Here is a 19824-nt window from a genome sequence, read left to right as displayed (position 1 = left end):
CTTAGCGTGACCGGAAGAATTCACGGAACTGCGCGATCACGTAATCGGCGTCGTTCGCGGTCATGTACTGATGGCAGCCGATGTAGAAGCCGGAGCGGTTGAGATGCTTGGCGACCGGGTGCTTCGACTCGAGATCGCCGAACATCTTCTTGTACACGGGCTGGTTCAACAACGGCAGCAGATCTCTTGTCTCCACCCCGCGGTCCTCGAGGAAGTTCACGAGGGAAGCCTTGTCCTCGTTCTTCAGCACGAGGCCGTAGAGCATGAAGGTGTGGTCCCGGTCCGGGGGGCTGAAGGGCAATTGCAGCCTGCCCTCGAACTCCTTGAGGCCGGCGCTAAGGCGCGCGGCCATACCGGTGCGCGCGGCGACGATGCCGTCCTTCTCCTCGAGCTGGGCCAGGCCCAGGGCCGCCTCGAGCTCGGTGGCGCGGTAGCTGTGGCCGACGGAGACGAACTGGAAGCGCTTGGCGACGATCTCGTGCAGCCTCGCCCCGGTCGCGCCCTGGTCGTCGTCGATGGAGAGGTAGATCGAGTCGCGGCCGTGGTTCATCAGGCTGCGCAGGCGCACCGCCAGGTCCGGGTCGCTCGTCGTGGCGAGGCCGCCCACGCCGGTCACGATGTAGTGGGCGATGTAGGTCGAGAAGCAGCCGATGTCGCCGAGCGAGCCCACCTTGCGGCCCTTGTACCTGGCGAACATGGTCTCGGCGGAGTCCTCGATAATGGAAAGACCCGCTTTTCGGGCCACGGCGGAGATAGGGTCCATGTCGGCGGGCAGGCCGAGCAGGTGGACCGGGATGACCGCCCGCGTCTTGGACGTGATCGCGGCCTCGAACTTGGCGGGATCGAGCGTGTAGGTGCGCGGGTCCACGTCGGCGAACACCGGGACCATGCGGTTGTGCAGGACGACGTTCGAGGTCGCGATGAAGGTGACGGACGGGACGATGACCTCGTCGCCGTCGGCCCAGCCGTGCTTCTCCTTGAGGGCCTGCAGGGCGATCTGGAGCGCGCTCGTGCCCGAGTTGCAGAACACCGAGTGCTTGGAGTCGTGCTCGGCCGCGAAGGCGGCCTCGAAGCGGCGATGGAACGGTCCGTAGGACAGCCGGTTCGAGTCCAGCACCTCGTTGACGTAGCGGCGGGCGAGAGGGCTGACGGCGAAGCCGCCGACCCCTATTTCACGGTCCATTGCCGTCAATTGTAGGAAATTTATGGGTATTTCTTGGTGCCAGGCCTCCCGGTTTTCACGGAATTTGACCGGGAGCAAAGAACCCGGCCGGGCGGAAAGGCTAAAATGACGGGGTGCTCGAATACGCGTTCCTGACGTTCGGCTCGCTCTTCGCGATCGTGGACCCCTTCGCGGCGGTCCCGACCTTCCTCGCGTTGACCGCCCGCGACACCGCCGAGCAGCGCCGGCGCATGGCGCGCACCGCCTGCATCACCTGCGCCGGCGTCATGTGCGCCTTCGGCCTGCTCGGACCGGCGATCTTCAAGCTGTTCGGCATCACCTTGGCCGCCTTCCAGATCGCCGGCGGCCTCGTGCTGCTGCTGTCCTCGCTCGACATGATCCGCGCCCAGAAGTCGCCGATGCGCGAGACCCCCGAGGAGTTCGCCGAGGGCATGAACAAGGACGACATTGCGATCACCCCGCTGGCGGTCCCCCTCCTCGCCGGCCCCGGCGCCATCACCACCTCGATCGTCCAGGTCGGCCGCGCGACGAGCGTGCCCCAAAAGGCGCTCGTCTTCCTCTCGATCGCCTTGGTCGCCCTCATCAGCTACTGGGTGCTGACCGTCGCCGCCGACAGCGCCAAGAAGCTGTCCCCCACCATCCTCAACATCATCACGCGTTTGATGGGTCTGCTGCTCGCGGCGATCGGCGTGCAGTTGATCCTGTCCGCCCTCAAGCTCGGCTAGCCCGGGTCCGCTCCCGTCAACGCGAGACGGTCTGGGGCGCGGGGAGCGCCTCGTCGGCGTGGCGATGGAACAGCTCGAGCATCAGCAGCGCCCACAGGCGGTAGCCGTGGTCGCGCTTGCCGCCCTGATGCTCGTCCCAGAGACCGCGCAAGGTCGCCTCGTTGAAGTAGCCGCGCGACAGGGCCTTCGGCGAGAGCACGTTCTCCTCCCAGAAACCCTTGAGGCCGCCGCGGAACCACGCGCCGAGCGGTATACCGAAGCCCATCTTCGGGCGGCCCAGGATCTCCTCGGGGAGGAGGTCCTTGAAGGCCTCCTTCATGATGAACTTGTGGCCGCGCAGGCCCTTGAGCTTCCAGTCGCCGGGCATGCGGAAGGCGGTCTCGACGAAGACGTGGTCGAGCAGCGGCGAGCGGCCCTCGAGCGAGCAGGCCATCGTGGCGACGTCCACCTTGGCCATCAGGCACTCGGGAAGGTAGGTCTTGAAGTCCACGGCGAGCATGCGGTTGACGAAGTCCTCTCCCTCGCAGGCGGCGAACGCCGCGCGGATGTAGCGCAGGGCCTCGCCGAGCGAGGAGCCGAGGCGCTTCTTGAAGGCCTCGCTGTACAAAGCGGGCTTGTCGTCCTCGGAGAAGAAGCCGACCATCTTGAGGTGGCGCCCCGGCAGGTCGGCCGACAGGATCGAGCGCAGGAAGCGCTTCGCGCGCCAGACGTTGCCGAGCGGCGCGTCGTGCTCGGGCAGCAGCTCCGCTCCGGCGCGCAGGGCCGACAGCACGGGACCGGGGAGCGCGTCGGTCAGGCGCGCGGCCTTCATCGCGAAGTAGCGGATGTAGCCCGCGAAGTTCTCGTCGCCGCCGTCGCCGTTGAGCGCGACGGTCACGAACCTGCGGGTCTCGCGCGCGACGTAATAGCTGGGCAGGGCCGAGGCGTCGGCGTAGGGCTCGCCGTAATGCCAGGCGAGCTTGGGCAGGACGTCGGCCATCTCGGTCTTGACGATGAACTCGGTGTGGTCGGTCTTGTACCGGTCGGCGACGAGCTTGGCGTACTTGAGCTCGGAGAACTTCTCCTCGTCGAAGCCGATCGAGAATGTCTTCACGGGCTTGGAGGAGAGCCCCGCCATCAGCGCCACGATGATCGAGGAGTCCACGCCTCCGGAGAGGAACGCGCCGAGCGGCACGTCGGCGATCATGCGCAGGCGTGTAGCATCCGTCAGGGTTTCGCGAAGAAGCCTCTTGGCCTCTTCGAAGTCGTCCGTGATGGGCTTTTGACCGAGAGGAAGGTCCCAATAACGGTCCACCGTCGTTTTGCCGTTCTCCCACGTGAGCGTATGCGCCGGCGGGAGCTTGCGCGCCGAGGCGTAGATCGTGCGCGGCGACGGGATGTACTGGAGCGTGAGGAACATGTCGACGGCGACGGGGTCGATCTCGCGCGACAGGGACGGGTCGAGCGCGAACAGGCAGCGCAGCTCGGAGCCGAACAGCAAAGTCCCATCGGGGCGGACCGCGTAGCACAGCGGCTTCTTGCCGATGCGGTCGCGGGCGATGAAGAGCTTGCGTTTCGCCCTGTCCCATACCGCGAAGGCGAACATGCCGCGCAGCTTGTCCACGCATCTCGGCCCGAGATCCTTGTACAGCGCGAGGACCACCTCGGTGTCGGATTTGGTCTGGAAGCGGTGGCCCTTGGACTCGAGCTCGGCGCGCAGCTCGAGGTAGTTGTAGATCTCGCCGTTGAGCACGACCCACAGCGACTCGTCCGCGTAGGAGATCGGCTGATGGCCGGTGTTCAGGTCGATGATGGCCAGACGGCGCATCGCCAGGCCGGCGGGACCGTCGAGATGGTAGCCCTCGTCGTCGGGGCCGCGGTGGGCGATGGCGTCGTTGGCGCGCTTCAAGACCCCCTTATCGGGAGTCCGTCCATCGCCGTAAACGACGCCGCAGATGCCGCACATTTTTAGAAGGGAAGCCGCGACCGCAGGAAATGACGGTCTTCCTTGGGGAGCAGGCGCCAGAAGACGATAGTGTAACAGGCCCCCGCCGCCGCGCACAAGGCGAAGAAGGAGACCCAGCCCGTCACGCGCGTTCTCAGGGGCCAGACGATCGCGATCAGGACGGCCGAGGCGGCTGAGGCCGGGACCAAGGTCTCCCGCGCGAAGCGGACCCAGGTCAGGCCGAGCAGGCGCGCGTGCACGAACGAGACGAACACGACGGCGGCGAGCGCCTGCGCGACGAGGCCGCCGAACGCCGCGCCGAGCAGGCCCCAGCGCGGGATCGTCCACGGCCATAGCGCGAGGCAGACCAGGGCCTGAGCCCAGGCCGCCGTCGAGGACCACCAGCCGTCCTTGCGCCCCGCCGCGACGGAGTTGGGCAGATAGGAGAACAGCGCGACCGCCTGCGTGGCGACGAGCAGGCGGGCGGGCCACACGCTCGTGTCGCCGAAGCTGCCGCCGAGCCAGAGGGAGAGGAACTGCGGCATCAGGCAGAACAGCAGGGCGTAGGCCGGGGCGATCAGTCCGATCAGCGTCCGCGAGGCGCGCAGGTACGGGCGCGCGGCGGCCTCCGGCCCCTCGTGCGCCGCGAGGCCGCCCATGACGGGCACGAGCGCGGCGGCCGCGGTCACCGGCAGGGACTGCACGCGGGAGAGCACGCTGGCGGGCACGGCGTACAAGGTGAACTCGGACATGGAGCGCAGCCCGGCGACGAAGGCGCGGTCGAGCTGGCCGCTGACGAGCTGCGCCAGCGACACCGGCCAGAAACCGATCGAATAGCGGACGAAGGCGGCGAAGGTCAGGCGCCCGCCGTGGTCGGGGATCGCGCGGCGGACGCGCGTCAGGCCGAAGACCGCGAACAGGGCGACTAACGCGTGCGCCGCGACGAAGGAGGCCGCCGCCGCGCCGAGGCCGCGGCCGACGGACAGCGCGGCGAGGACGCCGACGGGGATCAGCAGGCCCTGCAGGACCGCCGCGGCGGACTGCCACTGGAAATGGTGCAGGCCCTGGAAGGCGGCGGCGGCCCACGCCGTCACCGAGGCGAAGACGGCGCCGAGTGCGGCCGCGCGGATCATCCAGGCGCCGTGCGCGCGGTAGTAGTCCGGGACGGCGAAGATGCCGCCGACGAGGGCGGGCGCGGCGGTCCAGAGGACGAGGGCGCCCAGCGCCGCGCCTCCGATGATGAGGAGCGCCCCGTGGCGCAGGGAGTCGTCGAGCATCCCGCGCTTGCCCTCGGCGTGGGCCTGAGCCGCGAAGCGCACGAGCCCCGCCCCCGCGCCGAAGTGCACCGCGGCGGCCCAGCCCGCGGCCGACTGCATCAGGAGGTACAGGCCGTACGCCTCGACGCCGAAGCCGTGGACGAGACGCGGGATGACGAGGAGGTTGATCGCCGCGACCGCCCCCTGGCCGGCGAGGCCCCATGCCACGCTATTCGCGAAGCGATCGCCCCGACTCATGGATTTTCCCGGTAAAGGTCCAATAGCCGTTCCACGACGATGGGCATCGCGTACCGTCGCTCGACCTCGAGCCTCGCCGCGGCACCTATACGAGTCCTCGATTCGTTGTCGTTCAAAATCCGTTCTATTTGTTGGATCGCTTTCTTTTCATCGTCCTTGCCGAACAACAGGCCCGTCTTACCGTCCTCCAATATCTGCGCCGTCCCCCCCACTGCGCTCGCGACGACGGGCAGCCCGGAGGCCATCGCCTCGAGCAAAGAGTTCGACAGCCCCTCGGAGACGGACGGGAGCACGAAGGCGTCCGCCGCGGCGTAGAGGCCCGCGGCGTCGTCGACGGACGGCAGGACGCGGACGCGTTCGCTCCGCGCGATGACCTCGGGTCCGTCTCCGACGAGGACCAGGGTCGCCTCGCGGCCCTTCGTCGCCTCCTCCCAGACCTTCGCGAACCACGGCAGCCGCTTCTCCCACGACAGGCGCCCGGTGTAGAGGAAGACCGTCCCGCTCCAGCCCAGGCGGGCGCGCAGGGCCCGTTTCTCCTCCGGAGAGACCGCTTTGAACCGGTCCGCATCCACGCCGTTGGGCAGGACCTCGATATCGGCGCCGCCGAGATGCTCCCGCGCCTCGGCGGCGAGGTCCGGCACCACGGCGAGGAAGCGAGGCCTGAGCAAGGTCAGCAGGCGCAGCTTCGCCCGGCCGAGGGCGGTGCGCGAGGAGGCGGCGAGCTCGCCGATGCCGCGGCCGCCGCCGAGCTTGACCAGCACGGGCTTGCCCAGCCAGCGTCCGGCCAGGGCGGCCGCCAGCGCGGGCGAGCCGGCGAGGTGGGCGTGGATCGCGTCGTACTCCCCCCCGTGCTTGAGCAGCCAGCCGAGGGCGCCGAAGAGGAAGCACAGCGAGTCGAGCGCGCCGGTCCCGTACACGCGCAGGCGCCGCACCGGCACGCCGTGGACCTCCTCGCGCGGGGCGGCGCCGCCGACGCGGCGCGTGAGGACGCTCGCTTCGACGCCGCGGGCGCGCAGGGCGCGGGAGAGCTCGAGGGCCTGCCGCTCCGCGCCGCCCACGGCGGGCCAGAAGCCGGCGCTGACCATGACGACCTTCGTCGGCGCGGGCTTCATCGATTCCTGCGGCCGAGCGCGCCGGGCTTGGGCACGAGCCCGTGCGGCAGGACGTTGACGACGGAGAAACCCGCCTCGGCGTACCAGCGCAGCAGCTCCTCCTTCGTGTGGTGCCACTGATAGGGCGGCGAGATCCAGTCGAAGTTCTCGATGAGGCGCACCTGATAGCGCGGGTCCACCGAGTAGGTGAACCACTTCAGGCCGGGCACCGCGCCGAGCCAGGTCAGCGGACGGCACAGCGCGTAGACGAGCGACACCGGCAGGCGGGTCGTGAACACGCGGACGAAGTCGCTGACGACGTGGCGCAGGAGCACGATCCACCAGGCGAGGCGCCGGTGCTTCGCGATCCAGTCGCGGCCGGGCTTGAGGGGGTTCGTCGCGAAATCGGAGAAGCGCCCGGCTTTGCCGTACAGCCAGACCGAGAGGAGGCCGCGCGGCTTGACGAGGGCGGCCACGGCCTTGAACGCGGCGCGCGTGTCGGCCGTGTGGTGCAGGACGCCCTGGCTGTAGACGACGTCGAATATCCCTTTCTTGAACGGCGGGTGGAGCAGGTCGCCCTCGACGGGGTGGAGCTTCGGCTGGGAGCGCGCGCGCTCCGCCACGCGGATCAGGCTCTCGGACATGTCGATTGCGACGACGTCGGCGCCGAGCTCGAGCGCGACCGCGCTGTAGCGGCCCATGCCGCAGCCCGCGTCGAGGACGAGCTTGCCCGCGAACTCGTGCGGCGGGATCATCGTCTCCTCGAGGAAGGTCTCCTTGTCGCCGGGCAGCGAGCCGGGATAGCGCAGCCATTCCCAGCCGAACGCGTCGCGCGTCTTGGCCGTCGCGCGCGCGACCGGGTCCGGAGGACGCAGGCGCGGCACGCCGCCGGTCACCGGGTATTCCCGGGCGCACAGCTTGCAGGCGAGCGCGGCCTCCTCGACCTCGGTGTCGTGGCGCGGATAGGACTCGAGGACGGAGAACTTGAGGTCGCCGCCGCAGACGGGGCACGCCAGTACGCCGAGAAGGCTCAGCTTCATTTGCCGCGCTCGACCTCCTCGCTCAGCGTCGCGAGGGACACGCCCTCGCGCGACAGGAACACGAGACCGGTGACGGTCACCAGAAGATACATGATCATATGGGTCATCAGCGCGTAGGCCAGGGCGAGCTCCGGCGCGGCGCCGAACTTCTCCAGGATCGAAGCGACGACGGCCTCGAAGGTGCCGATCGCGCCGGGGGCGGCCGGGATCGCCGAGCTCGCGCCGGCCCACGACAGAGTCAGCACCGCGCGCGGGTAGTCCATGATCCCGCCCAGGCCGAGCGCGTACGCCGCCGTCCAGTACAGCGCCGCGTCCACGGTCCACAGCGCGAGGCTCAGCACGGACGCCCAGGCGGCCGCGGCGGGAGAGCGCAGCACCGCGGCGCCCAAGGCCAGCTGCTCGACGAAGCGGTGGAGCTTCGGCCAGGGGCGAAGACGCTTCTCCGCGAAGCCGTCGGGCGCCAGCGAGCTCTCCGCCGCCGCCAGGACGATCAGGGCCGCGATCGCGCCGGCGAGCAGCAGCAGCGCCCCCTGCACGACCTGCGCCGGGGCGATGCCGGGCGCCAACCGGGTGGCGAGCACGAAGATGGTCAGGAGGGCGGCCACGTCGAGCGCCCGCTCGATGGCCACGCTCGCCAGGGCGGCGGCGGCCGGGATCCCGAGGCGGCGGGCCGCCAGGCCGGCTCGCGCCAGCTCGCCGAGGCGCAGCAGCAGGACGTTGTTGACGGCGAGGCCGATGGCCTCGAGCTTGAACAGGTCCCACACCGGCGCGGGCCGCTCGCGCGCGCGGGAGAGCAGCACCCGCCAGCGCGCGGCGCGCACGAGGAGGTCGAGATAGACGATGGCGATCATCGGGATCAGCCAGCCGACGCGCGCCGACTTGAGCGCCTCGGCGAGCGCCGCGAACTCGACCTTGCGCAGGGCCAGCCACAGGAAGAGACCCGTGATCGTGAAGGCGACGACGCCCGACAGGACTTTCTTCCGGCTCACGCGGCCTCCGCGCGGCGCAGCAGCGCCGCGAACCAGAAGCCCCAGGCCGCGGCCGACACGGCCGCCCACCAGAACCACATCGACGGCGCGAAATCGAAGCGCAGGTCGAGGTCGGCGTCTCCGGTCAGCGCCACGGACTGGAACGCCGGCCCCCAGGGCGCCAGCGGCGCCGCGCGGCCGTCCACCGACGCGCGCCAGCCGGGCCAGCGGGTCTCGGCGAGAGCCACGGCGACGGCGCCCGCGGGGACGGCGCCGGTGACGCGCCAACGCTCGGGGCGCGGGATCTCGAGGACCGGGTCGGGGGTCACGCGGGCGCCCCGCGCGTCGAGGAAAGCGGCCAGCGGCCAGGCGTCGCCGCGCGTCTCGATGCCGCGCACGGTCAGCCGCGCGGCCACGCCCGCCCGCGTCGCGGCCTCGGACTTCCAGCGGGACACCAGCACCCAGCTCGGGTCCGCGGCCGGCTCGCCTTCGGCCTCCGCGGCCCAGACGGCGGCGCTCGCCGGGTAAAACGCCTCGTAGCCGTTGGCGTTGCGCATCCGATAGGCGGCCGCCTTGTTCGGATTGGCGAGCGCGGGATCGGTGAGCATCCGCGCGTTCCGCCCGGCCAAAGCCGCGGCCACGGCGGGGCTCGCCTTCGTGAACGCGCTCGCGGCGGCGGACCGGACGAAGCCCGAGTCCCAGACCAGCAGCTCGGCGGCGACGACGAGCGGCAGGACGGCCAGCGCCGCCGCCGTCTTCCGCGACGAGGCCAGCGCGCGCCCGCCCGCGCCCGCGAGCAGCCAGAGGCCCCACAGGGCGAGGAACGACCAGCGCGACGGCGTGCGCATGAAGGAGAAGCCGGGCGCGTTCAGCACCGGCGCGAGCGGGCCGTTGGCGCCGAGAGCGAGGACGGCGCCGGAGACGACGAGCAGGACCGGTCCGAGCCGCGCGCGGCCCCGCAGCAGCCCTCCGGCCGCGAGCGCCAAGACCGCGCACCCCAGCCACACGCCCCCGCTCTCATAGAACACGCTGATCGCGTCGTCCCAGCCCCCGTTGAGCGGCGTGCCGAAGGCGCCGGGCGACAGCCACAGCAGCAGGTCCCGCGGGCGAAGGGAGTAGGCGGCCCGGAACTGTTCCGGCCAGCCGGAGCGGTTGGACCCGCGCAGCAGCTCGAGCGTCGGCATCCACTGCACGGCGGCCAGCGCCAGCGCCCCCGCCGCGCCGGCGGCCAGGCGCGCCCACAGCGCCAGCCGCGCGGGCTTCGCCAGGGACCAGAGGCCCATGGCGGCCGCGTTGACGACGAGGAACTGCGGATGGCCGGACAGGAACTGGAGCGCGAAGACGGCGGCCAGAAGAGGCGCCGGGCCCGAGAGCCACGCGAGCCAGGCCCAGGGCGCCCAGGACAGCGCGGCGATCAAGGTCGGTATGCCCGCGGTCACGCGGTAGATCAGGAAGGGCGAGAGCGCGTAGGCCGCCGCCAGCGCGGCGGACGCGGCGCGGGGCGCGCGCGCGGAGCGGGCCAGGAGATACGCGCCGAGCCCGGCCCACAGCAGGTGCAGGACCTGGTCCCAGACCAGAGCCGTCACGGCGGGGAGCAGGAAGCCCAGCACGGACGCGGGATAGAACAAGGCGGTCTGCGGGTTGGCCGCGTGCGGCACGCCGAGCATGATGTAGGGGTCCCAGAACGGAAGGCGGCCCTCGATCAGGGTCGCGGCGGTGTGATGACGCAGCGGCCAATGGTAGGCGTACAGGTCGCCGTGGTTGAAGAACGCCCGCCCGGGGCGCGCCCAGACGCACGCGGTCAGCGCGAGCACGGCGGCCGCGAGGCCTCCGACGACGATGAGGTCCCGGCGGGTCATCGAGTCTCTCCAGTGGCGACGGCTCGATGATACCAAGACCGGGAGAGCATAATCCACGCGAAGGCCGCGAGCAGGAGGCCGAGGCGCCACGGCCCGGGCTCGTAGCTCCAGCGCAAAGTCCACGGCCCCGGGGGCGTCTCGACCTTCTGGAAGGCGCCGAGCGCCGGGAGCGGGATCACGCGCCGCTCGCCGCCGGGGACGGAGAGCACGGTCGTCCAGCCCGGGAAGCGCGGCTCGGCGACGAAAGCCCAGCCCTCGCCTTCGCCGGACACCTCGAAGCGGTCCTCGCGTTCGCGGCGCACGGCGAGCGGCGAGCGCGTCGCGTCCGGAGGCGCCGCCGGCCAAGCGGCGGGGAGCGCCGCGCCCTCCTTCGCCGTCAGGCGGTACGCCAGAGACACGGGGGTCGAGCGGAGCCCGGAGATGCTCCAGAGGGCCCGCGCCGCGGGCGCCAGGCGCGGAGAGGACGGCGGCTCCGGGGTCAGGAGGCGCGAGGCTCCGATCCACGGCATCCAGGCCGCGGCCGCGTCGGCGCTGGGCAGGCTCAGCAAGGCGTCCATCGCGGCGTACGACGCCGCGGGGACCAGGGGCTCGCCGAAGTTGGCGGCGGCGCGCAGGCGATAGGGCGCGTTGGTCAGACCGTACAGACGCTGCTTCCAGTCGAAAATATCGGCGCCTTTCGCGGCCTGCAGGGCCTTCGGGGAGATCAGGTAGCGCGCATCCCCCAGATTCTGCTGCAGGTTCCACACGAGGGGCCCCGGCTGGACGAACAGGCCGCGCGTCGCCAGCGGCGTGGCGCCCCGGCCGAGGACCAGGAGCTCGAGGGCCGAGGCGAGCACGAGCGCCGGACCGAACCGCCGGCCCGAGAACCCGGCCGCGGCCAGCGCGGCCAGCGGAAGGAGCGCGATGTAGGCGAGGTTGCCCGGATAACGCACGAAGCGGAGCGGCGGGAATCCGCGCCACATCGCCGCGGAAAGCGGGGTCGACGCGCCGAGCGTGAGCACGACGACGGCGATCACGGCGGCGCCGAGGACGAGCGCGCGGCGCCGCGGCAGGACGAGGGCGCCGTACGCCGCGGCCGCCGCGCCCGCGAGCCCGAGATACACGCACAGGACCCAGTCGACCGCGGGATGAAAATCCTTCATGCCGATCGCGAGGGGGCCGACCCACTGGAGCAGGTCGGCGGGCGAGAAGCCCCAGGTGAGAGCCTCCTCGAGGCCGACGCCGGTCGAGCGCCGGGAGTTCGCGGCGAGCTCCAGACCCGGGAGGAGTTGCGGAGCGGCCAGGATCCCCGACAAGAGGGCCGCGGCCCCCCAGTCGCGCGCCCCGCCGCTCCACGACCAGCCCTTGCCGCGCGCGGCGTAAGCGACGGCCCACGCGGCGGCGGCGCAGCCGGGGATGAAGGTCGGGTAGCCGGCGAGGACCATCATCGTCAGAGCGAGCGCCAGCGGGACCGGCCGGCGGAAGAAAAGGGCGAGAGCGGGCGCCCACGTCAACACGGCAAGATGATTCAAGAAAGGGAGGCGGGCGATCATCACTCCGCCGAACGCGAATAAAACGGCTCCGCCGAGGCTCGCTCCCCAGGTCAGGCGGCAGGAGCGCAGCCACAGCGCGCACAGCCAGCCGGCCGTGAACAGATGAACGGCTTGGAACAGCGCGGTCGCGGTCGCGAAGCCGAACAGGTAGTAGAAGACCGTTCCCGGATAGAACAAGCCGCCCTGCATGGAGGCCGCCATCGGCATGCCGAAATAGAGCGAGGGCTCCCAGAGCGGCGCTCGTCCGGCCGCGACGAGCATGGCGGGCGCGGAGCGCCAGCCGTGGTGCAGGTAGGTGAGGTCGCTCCAGAACACCGTCAGGCCGCGCGCCCAGGCGCCTCCGAGGAGCACGACGACCGCCGCCGCGAGCACCGCGGCGACGACGGCCTCCGAGCCGACGCGCGCTCGATCAGCGTTCATGCGGCTCCTTCAAGGTCGCCAGCATGGCCCGGTTCGAGGCGCGGTAGGGGTCGAGGGCGATCGCGCGCGCCAGGTGCGCGGCGGCCTCCTCGGTCCGCCCGCCGCGGATCAGCGCGAGCTCGGCCCGGTAGCGCGCGGCCTCGGGATGAGGCGACAGCGTCTCGGAGGCCGCGAGCATATCGGCCGCGTCGTCGAGGCGACCTTCGCGGATCGCGAAGACCGCCCGCGCCCGCAGGCGGTCGGCCGACCAGCCGCGCCAGACGAAGACTCCCGACACGGAGGCGGCGGCGAGGACGACGGCGCACAGGACGGGCCGCCAACGCAGCGGGACGTTGACGGAGCGTCCCGAGTCCGGCGTCGCGAGCGCCGTCGACGCGCAGAAAAGCCAGAACACCCCCGGCACGGAGAGCGCGTAATCGACGAGGCCGTGGATCAGCGCCGCCGCCGGGCCGAAACGCCGCCCCGCGGGAGCGGGCTTGAGGAGCAAGACGAGCCCGACGATCCACAGGAGTAGATACGGCCAGCCCCGCTCCGCCGCCGTCTCGAGAAAATGCTGGTGGGCGAACAAGGTCGACAGGTCGGGGCGGACCGGGGCGTGCGCCGGCAGCGCGTAGGCGTACGAGCCGGGTCCGAGGCCGAGCCAGCGCGCCGACGCGGCCATGCGCCACGCCGCCTTCCACCACTCGACGCGGTGCAAAGTCTCCGGCGACTGGATCTTGGCGTAGGCCGCGACGAGGCCGACGAAGCCCGCGCTGGAGCCGAGCCAGAAGGCGACCGCGCCCACCGCCCGCCGGTGCAGGATCAGCGCGACCGACAGGCCGAGCCACGCTCCGACCGACCGCGTCCACCACAGGCACGCGAGCAGCCCCGCGGCCAGCGCCCAGTCCCCCGCGCGCGCGGTGACGGGAAGCAGCAGGAGGATCGCCCCGGCGAACGCGTTCTGATTGAGGAAGGACGCGGCCGGGCGGGTCTCGCCTTGCAGCCGCTGATAGAAGGCGAGCAGGACCAGGACCCAGCCCGCGGCCCGCAGGAAGCGCTCGACGCGCTCGCGTCCCTCGGCATCGAGCACGGAGATGAGCGGAAACAGCGCGAGCCCCGCGGCCGCCGCGGCCCAGGCCGGGCGGGAGTAAGCGGGAACCGGGCTCGCCCACGCGGACAAGCCGGAGAGCGCGGCCAGCGCGGCGGCCCAGGAGAGGGTGCGCGGATCGGGACGGGGAAGCCAGCCCGAGGCGAGGCGGGCGCACAGCCAGGCCGCGCCGGCCGCCAGGAGGCCGAGGAGGACCAGGGACTGGGCCCAGAGGTCCCACGCCCCTCGCAGGAGAAGCCCCGAGGCGACGACGGAACCGACCAGGCCGGCGAGCACTTAAGCCTAGTCGGGCAGGATTCTCGTCGTCACGAAGATCAGGAGCTCCGCGCGGACGCGGGTCTTGGTCTTCTTCTTGAACAGCCAGCCCAGGATCGGGATGTCGCCGAGCAGGGGGACCTTGGAGATCGTGTCCTGAAGCGTGTCGGTGATGAGGCCGCCGATCACGATCGTCTCGCCGTCGCGCACGAGCACGGTCGTGTTGGCCGTGCGCGCGTCGACGGCGGGCGCGCCCGTGCTGCTCGCGGCGGCCGTCGCCGAGGGCTGGCTCACGTTCGGGTTGACCTGGAGCGTGATGCGGCCGTCGGCGTTGATGCTCGGCGTGACCGTCAGCTGGATGCCGGTGGTCACGTAGCTCACCGTCTGAGTCTGCACGCCGGTCGAGGCCACGTTCGAGGTCACGTAGGGGATCTGCGTCGTGACGTTGATGTTGGCGGGCTGGTTGTTGAGCGTGGCGATCTTCGGCTCGGACAGGATCTTCGCCTTGCCCTCGGATGCCGCCGCGGTCAAAGTCGCGTTGAGGATGAAGTTGTTCGTGATGCGGCCCAGGGTCAGGGCGCCGAACACGCGGTCGGCGGCGAGCGCCACGCCGGTGCCGCGGCCGGACGCGCCGAGGCCCTCGGCGATGGTCGCGTTCGCGTCGAGAGGAGGCAAGGTGGGGCTCGCCGACTTGACCGGGCTGACGGTCGTGCCGATCAGGCTGGTCCCCATCTGGCCGGCGATCTTGCCGCGCTGGACGCCCTGGTAGTCCCACTGCACGCCGTAGTTGAGGCCGGAGTTGGCGTTGATCTCGACGATCTTCGTCTCGATGAGGACCTGGCGCGGGCGCTGGTCCATCTGCGAGATGAGGTTCTCCGTGGACAGCTGGCCCTCGAGGGAGTCGGTCACGATCAAGGTGTTCGTCTTGATGTCCGCGGTCGAGCTGCCGCCGCGGCCCTCGGCGGAGCGCACCGAGTCGATCGTCGCCTTGACCTCGGCGGCCTTCGCGTAGTTCAGGACGTAGACCTTCGTGATCGCCGTCGAGGTCGTGCGCTGCTTGGTGAGCTCGGCCGGGGTGATCACGCGCAGGATGTTGTCGCCGACCTGGTCGGTCGTCAGCTTCATCATCGACAGGGCGGTCCGGAACGCCTCGTTGAAGGGGACGTCCGTCAGATGCAGGGTCAACGAGCCGGAGACGTCGGGTCCGAAGACGATGTTGATCTTGGCCTTGGCCGCGAGGAGGCGGATGACGTCGCGGATGTCGGTGTTGTCGAAATCGAGCGTGACGATGTCGCGCGGCAGGCGGCTCATGATGTCCCGGAAGATGCGCCCTCCGGGCGCGCGCCGCGCGACGTCCTCGTCCTCGTCGACGGGGTCCTCGGACTTGGTCTTCGTGATGTCGGAAGACTGCGCGGAAGCCGCGAGTTCGGTGGTCATCGTCTTGTCGAGGCCCGCTCGGCGCATGGCCTGCGCGGCGGAGATGTTGCCGAGAGGCTTCGCCTTGGGCGCGGGTTCGGGCGCCGGCGCGGACGCGGCCGTAACGGGGACGTTCGCCGCCGGCGCGGCGGACGCGGGCGCCGGAGCCGGAGCCGCGGCGGCTGCCGCGCGCTTGGCGACGACGGGCTTGACGGCGGGAAGCTTGGGAGCGGGCGCGGCGGCGGGAGCCTTCGGGGCGGCGGCCGCCTCGGGCCCGTCGCCGACCGAGCCGACGATCTGCACGGACAGGCCGTACTTGGTCGTGGCGACCTTATAGCCGGCCATCTTGACGAGATCCATCACGACGCGGGTGATCAGGCGCGGCGACTTCTCGAACTGGCTCGAGCGCACGCCGGAGAGGAACGAGCCCTTGCCCTTGGCGGACTGGGTCGGCCCTTCGTGCTTGGTGTCGAGGAGCTCCATCACGAGGCGGGGAGGCGTCTGCGTCAGGAAGCTGTTGTACAGCACGGCGGTGCTGAGCTTGATCGTGACCATGTCGTCGGTGACTTCGACGCCCTGGAAGACGGCCGGAGCCGGGGCCGCGTCGGCCGCGAGCGCGGGGGCGACGCCCCCGGGGACCGCGAGGATGACGGCGAGCGCCGCGGACAGGGCCTTCTTCATCTGTTGATTGATCATAGATTCTCCGCGGCTACGGCTTCTCCTTTTCCTTTTCGTCCTCGCCGAGACGGAACACCTGGACGTCCTTGTCGAGCGTGACGAGCTCCACGGTCTTCTGCTTGAGCTTGATCGCTCCGGTGATGCCCGGGACCGCCTTGTTGCGTTCGTTGTAGAGCTTGCCCCCGCGCAGGAGGTAGGTCCCCCCCGTTTCCGCCGTGAACAGGGCGTAGTCGATCTTCGGGTCCTTCATGATGCCGCGCAAGGTCATGCCGTGGATGTCCACGACCTCGGGGCCTTCGGACTTCGCGTCCTCCCTCCGGACGGAGCGGGAGCCTCCCATCGCGGCGGGCAGGAAGGGATCGCGCACCCGGTCGCCCGTGTAGATGCTCGAGACCGTCTGGGTCGAGGTGCCGATCGGCATATGCGCGGACGCCGTCGAAGGCGCCACGGCTACAACGGAAACGTTCGCCGCCGGCGCGGCGAATGCGGGACCGGCCGTCGCAAGGAGTAAAACGAGGGAAATGGTCGTCATCCTTTATACTGGTAGGAGAGCAGGGTGAAGGTCACGATCATGTCTCCGGTCCCGTCCGCCGCCGGGTAGCTCACGTTGCTGATGTTGAAGATGCGTTCCTCCAGTGAAAGGGCGGCAAGGAACCGGCCGACGTTGTGATACGAGCCGCGCACCGCCAGCGGGTACTGCAGCTCGATGAAATAGGTCTGGCTCCTCATCGGCCCGGGCGCGAAGCTCTGGATGATGACGCGGTTCTTCTGCGCGAGCGCGGAGAGCGTGAGCAGGATGTCGGGAACGGACTTCGTCTTGGGCAGGCGCTTCTCGGCCTCGGCCGCCCGCTCGTTGAGGCTCGCGATCTCGGCCTGCAGGCGCTCGAGACGGGCCGCCTGCTGCTTGGCCTTCGCGATCTTGGCCTCGATCTCCTCGATCTTCGCGGCCGCCTCGGCCTTGGCCTGAGCGATCGGGAGCCAGAAGAACTTGACGTAGAGGCCGATGAAGACGACGAACAGCACGGCGCCCGCGCCGAGGTACTGCTGCTGCTGTTTCGTGAGCTGCATGGCCATGTTATTTGCTCGTGTACGTCGCCGTCATCCCGAAGTTGTACGACGTCCCGGACACGGTCACGGCCCCGAGCTCGATCAGGCCGAACTTGGGGTTCTTCTCCAGGGTCTTCACCCAGGCCGCGATGTCCTCGTTGGAGTTCGCGACGCCGCTGATGAGGAGCTTGATGGTGCCGGGCGTCACCGCCGCCGTGCCCATCGAATTGACCTTGATGCCCGCCGGGACCGAGCGGGCGAACTCGGACATGAAGATGGGGTAGAAGGCGCGCCCGAGCAGGAGGTCCTCGATCACGCCGAGACGCGCGCGCACGGCGGCAGCCGCCTTCTCGAGCTCCTCGACCTGCTTGACGACGCGGTCGAGACGCTTGAGCTCGGCCTCGTTCGTGGCGAGGTCCCTCTCCAGGGAACGCTTGCCGTACCAGTGCCCGAAGGAGACGAGGACGAGCACCAGGGCCATCAAGCCGCCGATGACGGACGCCTGGAGCAGCAGCTGGCGCTGCTTGGCCTTGGCGAGGATCTCCGCGGGTACGAGGTTGATCTTGATCATGGCGGCGCTATTCCCAGTCCCGGTTCGAACGGAGCGCGAGCCCCGCCGCGACGCCGAACGATGGGGCCAGGGCCTCCGGTACGGCGTCTCCGCCCTTGGCGAGCGTGAAGGGGTTGAGCGCGGACACGGGGACCTTCAGCTCCTGCGCGAGGTGCTTGTCGAGGTTCTTGAGGCGCGCGGTGCCGCCCGTGAGCATGATGCGGCCGATCGAGCGGTCCGGCCCCTGCGAAAGGTAGAAGTCGACGGAGCGGTGGACCTCGGCGACGAGGTCGCGCGCGACCTGGCCGACGGCCTGGGACACGCCGAGGCCGTCGCGATCGCCGTCGGCGAGGGCCTTCTCCTTCTCCGCGGGATCGACGAACACGCCGCGCGAGTGCTTGAGCTCCTCGGCCTTGGCGGCGTCGCACTGGAAGGCCTTCATGATCGCCTTCGTCATCGTGTTGCCGGCGATGAACATGTCGCGCACCACGCGCGTGACCCCGTTCTCTACGATCGACAGGTTCGTCACCATGTGGCCGATATTGAGGTAGAGCGTCGCGCCGGGGCCTTCCTTCGCGTCGCGGGTCTTCTCATGGACGTTCTCGAGGGCGAAGCTGTCCACGTCGATGATCGCGGGGGTCAGACCGGCGCCCTGCAGGATCTCGAGGCGCTGGACGACGAGCTCGCGCTTGGCCGCGACGAGCACGGTCTCCATCTTCTTCTGGCCGTCCTCGACGATCTCGCTGAGGATGTGGAAGCCGAGCTGGACTTCGTTGATGTCGAAAGGGATGAACGGCTCGGCCTCGGTGGCCAAGGTCGACATGAGCTCCACCTTGGTCAGGCGCGGGAACTTGACGTAGCGCACGATCACGGCGTTGCCGGACAGGGAGGTCGCGATCTCCTTGACCTTGACGCCCTTCTCGATGAAGAAGGCGCGCAGCGCGTTGATCACGGCCGCCTTCTTCTCGTCGGGACCCGCGTCCGCTTTCGCGCCGAGGGGCAGATGGCCCCAGGCCTTGAGCTGGTACACGCCGGCCTCGAGCTTGAAGTGGACGATCTTGACCGCATAGGAGCCGACGTCGATGCCGACGACGTCCTTGGGGCCGAGGAACATCTCGGCGAGCCCCTTGAGGGCTCCGAGCTTCTCCTTGACCTCCTCGATTTTAGGCATTTATCTCCTTAAAAATCACGCTCAACCGCCCAACCGGCCGATAAAAAAGCGCCGACGCCCCCCCGTATTCCCCGGGAGGTCGGACTCGGCGCGTTTTTTGTGCGGCACGGATTTATAACAGGTTTGCCAGTCATTGTCAAGGCCTGACATTTTAAGGGCCTGGACGCGCCCGTGCCCCGTTCACGCTATTTAGTACAATCTGAATATGAAGTCCCTGCTGTTCGACTATGGGGGGACCCTCGACGCCGATGGAACCACCTGGCTCGAGCGCTTCCTCCCCCTTTATAAGGAAGCCGGCTTGAACGTGCCTCAGGAACGGCTCGAGCGCGCCTTCTACGATTCGGACGACAACCTGCACGCCCGCCACGCGCTCAAAGGCCTGGACCTCGCGCAGACCGTGCGCTTGCAGGTCGAGGACGTCGTCAGAGCCGTGGCCCCGGAGCGGGGCGGCCTCATCGATCCCATCACGGACCGTTTCGTCGCCGACTGCCGCGGCCAGTTCAAGCGCCTGACCCCCGTGCTCGCCCGCCTCTCCGCGCGCTACCGGCTCGGCGTCGTGTCCAATTTCTACGGCAACCTCGACGGCTTGCTCGCGGCCGAGGGCCTGCGTCCTTACTTCTCGGTCGTGGCCGACTCCGGGGTGCTCGGGGTGATCAAGCCCGAGGCCGCGATCTTCCTCCACGCCGCGAAGGCCGTCGGCGCGGATCCGGCGGACTGCGTCATGGTCGGCGACTCGATCAAGCGCGACATGAAGGGCGCCGAAGGCGTCGGGATGAAGCGGGCCCTCATCTCGGCCGCCGACACGGCGCCCGACGCCGGCCAGGACTGGACCATCCGCTCGGTCGCCGACCTCGAGGCCGTCCTCGGATGAAGGCCGCGATCATCGCCGCCGGCGAGGGCTCGCGCCTGAGCCGTTTGCCCGCGATCAAGCCGATGATAATGATCGCGGCGAAGCCGCTCATCTATTGGGTGGTCGCCGGATTGCGCTCGTCCGGGTGCGAAGACATCGTCGTTTTGACGAACACGCGCGGGGGCGAGGTCGCCCCCTATCTCACGGCGGCTTTCCCCGACGTGGATTTCGATTTCGTGACGGCGGATACCGCCTCCTCTTTCGAGTCCTTCCGGCTGGTGTCCCTCCGGCTGGCGGAAACGGAAGAGGAGTTCGTGGTGAGCACTGTGGACGCCCTGATCCGGCCCGAGGACGTCGCGCGCTTCATCAAGGGATGCCGCACGGCGAAGGCGGCCGCCGGGCTGGCTTTAACATCACACGTCGACGACGAGAAACCCTTGTGGGCCGACACCGACGCGAAGGGCCGCGTAACGGCGCTGGGCGCTGACGCCAAGGATAAGAACGCCGTGACTTG

At 70.0% G+C, this 19824-nt stretch carries 17 protein-coding genes; 3 read left to right on the top strand and 14 right to left on the bottom strand.

What is annotated here, in order from left to right; all coding sequences use genetic code 11:
• Position 1 precedes the first annotated feature (1 nt).
• On the bottom strand, positions 2-1183 hold the full coding sequence (locus HYV14_09200) for a DegT/DnrJ/EryC1/StrS family aminotransferase (GenBank protein ID MBI2386174.1): 1182 nt from the start codon (positions 1181-1183) through the stop codon (positions 2-4).
• Positions 1184-1296: 113 nt separating this feature from the next.
• Between HYV14_09200 and HYV14_09195 the strand changes: the two genes are divergently transcribed.
• The gene (locus tag HYV14_09195; protein MBI2386173.1) at positions 1297-1908 is read left to right on the top strand and encodes an NAAT family transporter; all 612 of its coding nucleotides are present in this window, start codon (positions 1297-1299) and stop codon (positions 1906-1908) included.
• 16 nt (positions 1909-1924) lie between these two features.
• Here HYV14_09195 and asnB read toward each other — a convergent pair whose 3' ends face one another.
• The 13 genes from asnB to pilM form a co-directional block, all read right to left on the bottom strand.
• Positions 1925-3853, bottom strand: coding sequence for an asparagine synthase (glutamine-hydrolyzing) (asnB, locus tag HYV14_09190; GenBank protein ID MBI2386172.1), 1929 nt, complete (start codon positions 3851-3853; stop codon positions 1925-1927).
• Positions 3854-3855: 2 nt separating this feature from the next.
• Positions 3856-5316, bottom strand: a complete 1461-nt coding sequence (locus HYV14_09185; protein MBI2386171.1) for an oligosaccharide flippase family protein — start codon at positions 5314-5316, stop codon at positions 3856-3858.
• 26 nt (positions 5317-5342) lie between these two features.
• On the bottom strand, positions 5343-6458 hold the full coding sequence (locus tag HYV14_09180; GenBank protein MBI2386170.1) for a glycosyltransferase family 4 protein: 1116 nt from the start codon (positions 6456-6458) through the stop codon (positions 5343-5345).
• On the bottom strand, positions 6455-7477 hold the full coding sequence (locus tag HYV14_09175; protein ID MBI2386169.1) for a methyltransferase domain-containing protein: 1023 nt from the start codon (positions 7475-7477) through the stop codon (positions 6455-6457). The genes HYV14_09180 and HYV14_09175 overlap by 4 nt, the downstream gene beginning before the upstream one ends.
• Positions 7474-8466, bottom strand: coding sequence for a flippase-like domain-containing protein (locus HYV14_09170; protein ID MBI2386168.1), 993 nt, complete (start codon positions 8464-8466; stop codon positions 7474-7476). Before HYV14_09170 ends, HYV14_09175 begins: the two co-directional genes overlap by 4 nt.
• On the bottom strand, positions 8463-10304 hold the full coding sequence (locus HYV14_09165; protein MBI2386167.1) for a hypothetical protein: 1842 nt from the start codon (positions 10302-10304) through the stop codon (positions 8463-8465). The genes HYV14_09170 and HYV14_09165 overlap by 4 nt, the downstream gene beginning before the upstream one ends.
• A complete protein-coding gene (locus HYV14_09160; protein MBI2386166.1) occupies positions 10301-12256 on the bottom strand; it encodes a hypothetical protein in 1956 nt (651 codons plus the stop codon). Before HYV14_09160 ends, HYV14_09165 begins: the two co-directional genes overlap by 4 nt.
• Complete coding sequence (locus HYV14_09155; GenBank protein ID MBI2386165.1) at positions 12246-13619, bottom strand: O-antigen ligase family protein; 1374 nt, start codon at positions 13617-13619, stop codon at positions 12246-12248. The genes HYV14_09160 and HYV14_09155 overlap by 11 nt, the downstream gene beginning before the upstream one ends.
• Positions 13620-13625: 6 nt before the next feature.
• On the bottom strand, positions 13626-15710 hold the full coding sequence (gene pilQ / locus HYV14_09150) for a type IV pilus secretin PilQ (GenBank protein ID MBI2386164.1): 2085 nt from the start codon (positions 15708-15710) through the stop codon (positions 13626-13628).
• Positions 15711-15723: 13 nt separating this feature from the next.
• Positions 15724-16113, bottom strand: a complete 390-nt coding sequence (locus HYV14_09145; GenBank protein ID MBI2386163.1) for a hypothetical protein — start codon at positions 16111-16113, stop codon at positions 15724-15726.
• A 107-nt stretch (positions 16114-16220) separates the two neighbouring features.
• Positions 16221-16766: a type 4a pilus biogenesis protein PilO gene (gene pilO / locus HYV14_09140; protein MBI2386162.1), complete on the bottom strand. Its 546-nt coding sequence runs from the start codon at positions 16764-16766 to the stop codon at positions 16221-16223.
• A gap of 1 nt (position 16767) precedes the next feature.
• Positions 16768-17310, bottom strand: a complete 543-nt coding sequence (locus HYV14_09135; protein MBI2386161.1) for a PilN domain-containing protein — start codon at positions 17308-17310, stop codon at positions 16768-16770.
• A 7-nt stretch (positions 17311-17317) separates the two neighbouring features.
• Entirely contained in the window at positions 17318-18460 is a 1143-nt protein-coding gene (gene pilM / locus HYV14_09130; protein ID MBI2386160.1) for a type IV pilus assembly protein PilM, read from the bottom strand.
• Between the two features lie 205 nt (positions 18461-18665).
• On the opposite strand from pilM, the gene HYV14_09125 reads away from it, so the two are divergent.
• Together HYV14_09125 and HYV14_09120 are read left to right on the top strand one after the other, a co-directional pair.
• Complete coding sequence (locus HYV14_09125) at positions 18666-19331, top strand: HAD family hydrolase (GenBank protein MBI2386159.1); 666 nt, start codon at positions 18666-18668, stop codon at positions 19329-19331.
• On the top strand, positions 19328-19824 hold a 497-nt coding region (locus HYV14_09120), incomplete at its 3' end, for an NTP transferase domain-containing protein (protein MBI2386158.1). The genes HYV14_09125 and HYV14_09120, both read left to right, overlap by 4 nt.

The organism is Elusimicrobiota bacterium (genome assembly GCA_016182905.1).
GTDB lineage: Bacteria > Elusimicrobiota > Elusimicrobia > UBA1565 > UBA9628 > GWA2-66-18.
Note: the sequence above shows the minus strand (reverse complement) of the source record. Positions and strands in the feature narration are given on the sequence as shown.

Bases quoted from the DNA above. Each gene is read 5' to 3' on its own strand.
- HYV14_09200 (MBI2386174.1), bottom strand. From the start codon at position 1,183: ATGGACCGTGAAATAGGGGTCGGCGGCTTCGCCGTCAGCCCTCTCGCC.
- pilO (MBI2386162.1), bottom strand. From the start codon at position 16,766: ATGGCCATGCAGCTCACGAAACAGCAGCAGCAGTACCTCGGCGCGGGC.
- pilQ (MBI2386164.1), bottom strand. From the start codon at position 15,710: ATGATCAATCAACAGATGAAGAAGGCCCTGTCCGCGGCGCTCGCCGTC.
- HYV14_09165 (MBI2386167.1), bottom strand. From the start codon at position 10,304: ATGACCCGCCGGGACCTCATCGTCGTCGGAGGCCTCGCGGCCGCCGTG.
- HYV14_09145 (MBI2386163.1), bottom strand. From the start codon at position 16,113: ATGCCGATCGGCACCTCGACCCAGACGGTCTCGAGCATCTACACGGGC.
- pilM (MBI2386160.1), bottom strand. From the start codon at position 18,460: ATGCCTAAAATCGAGGAGGTCAAGGAGAAGCTCGGAGCCCTCAAGGGG.
- HYV14_09180 (MBI2386170.1), bottom strand. From the start codon at position 6,458: ATGAAGCCCGCGCCGACGAAGGTCGTCATGGTCAGCGCCGGCTTCTGG.
- asnB (MBI2386172.1), bottom strand. From the start codon at position 3,853: ATGTGCGGCATCTGCGGCGTCGTTTACGGCGATGGACGGACTCCCGAT.
- HYV14_09135 (MBI2386161.1), bottom strand. From the start codon at position 17,310: ATGATCAAGATCAACCTCGTACCCGCGGAGATCCTCGCCAAGGCCAAG.
- HYV14_09125 (MBI2386159.1), top strand. From the start codon at position 18,666: ATGAAGTCCCTGCTGTTCGACTATGGGGGGACCCTCGACGCCGATGGA.
- HYV14_09160 (MBI2386166.1), bottom strand. From the start codon at position 12,256: ATGAACGCTGATCGAGCGCGCGTCGGCTCGGAGGCCGTCGTCGCCGCG.
- HYV14_09175 (MBI2386169.1), bottom strand. From the start codon at position 7,477: ATGAAGCTGAGCCTTCTCGGCGTACTGGCGTGCCCCGTCTGCGGCGGC.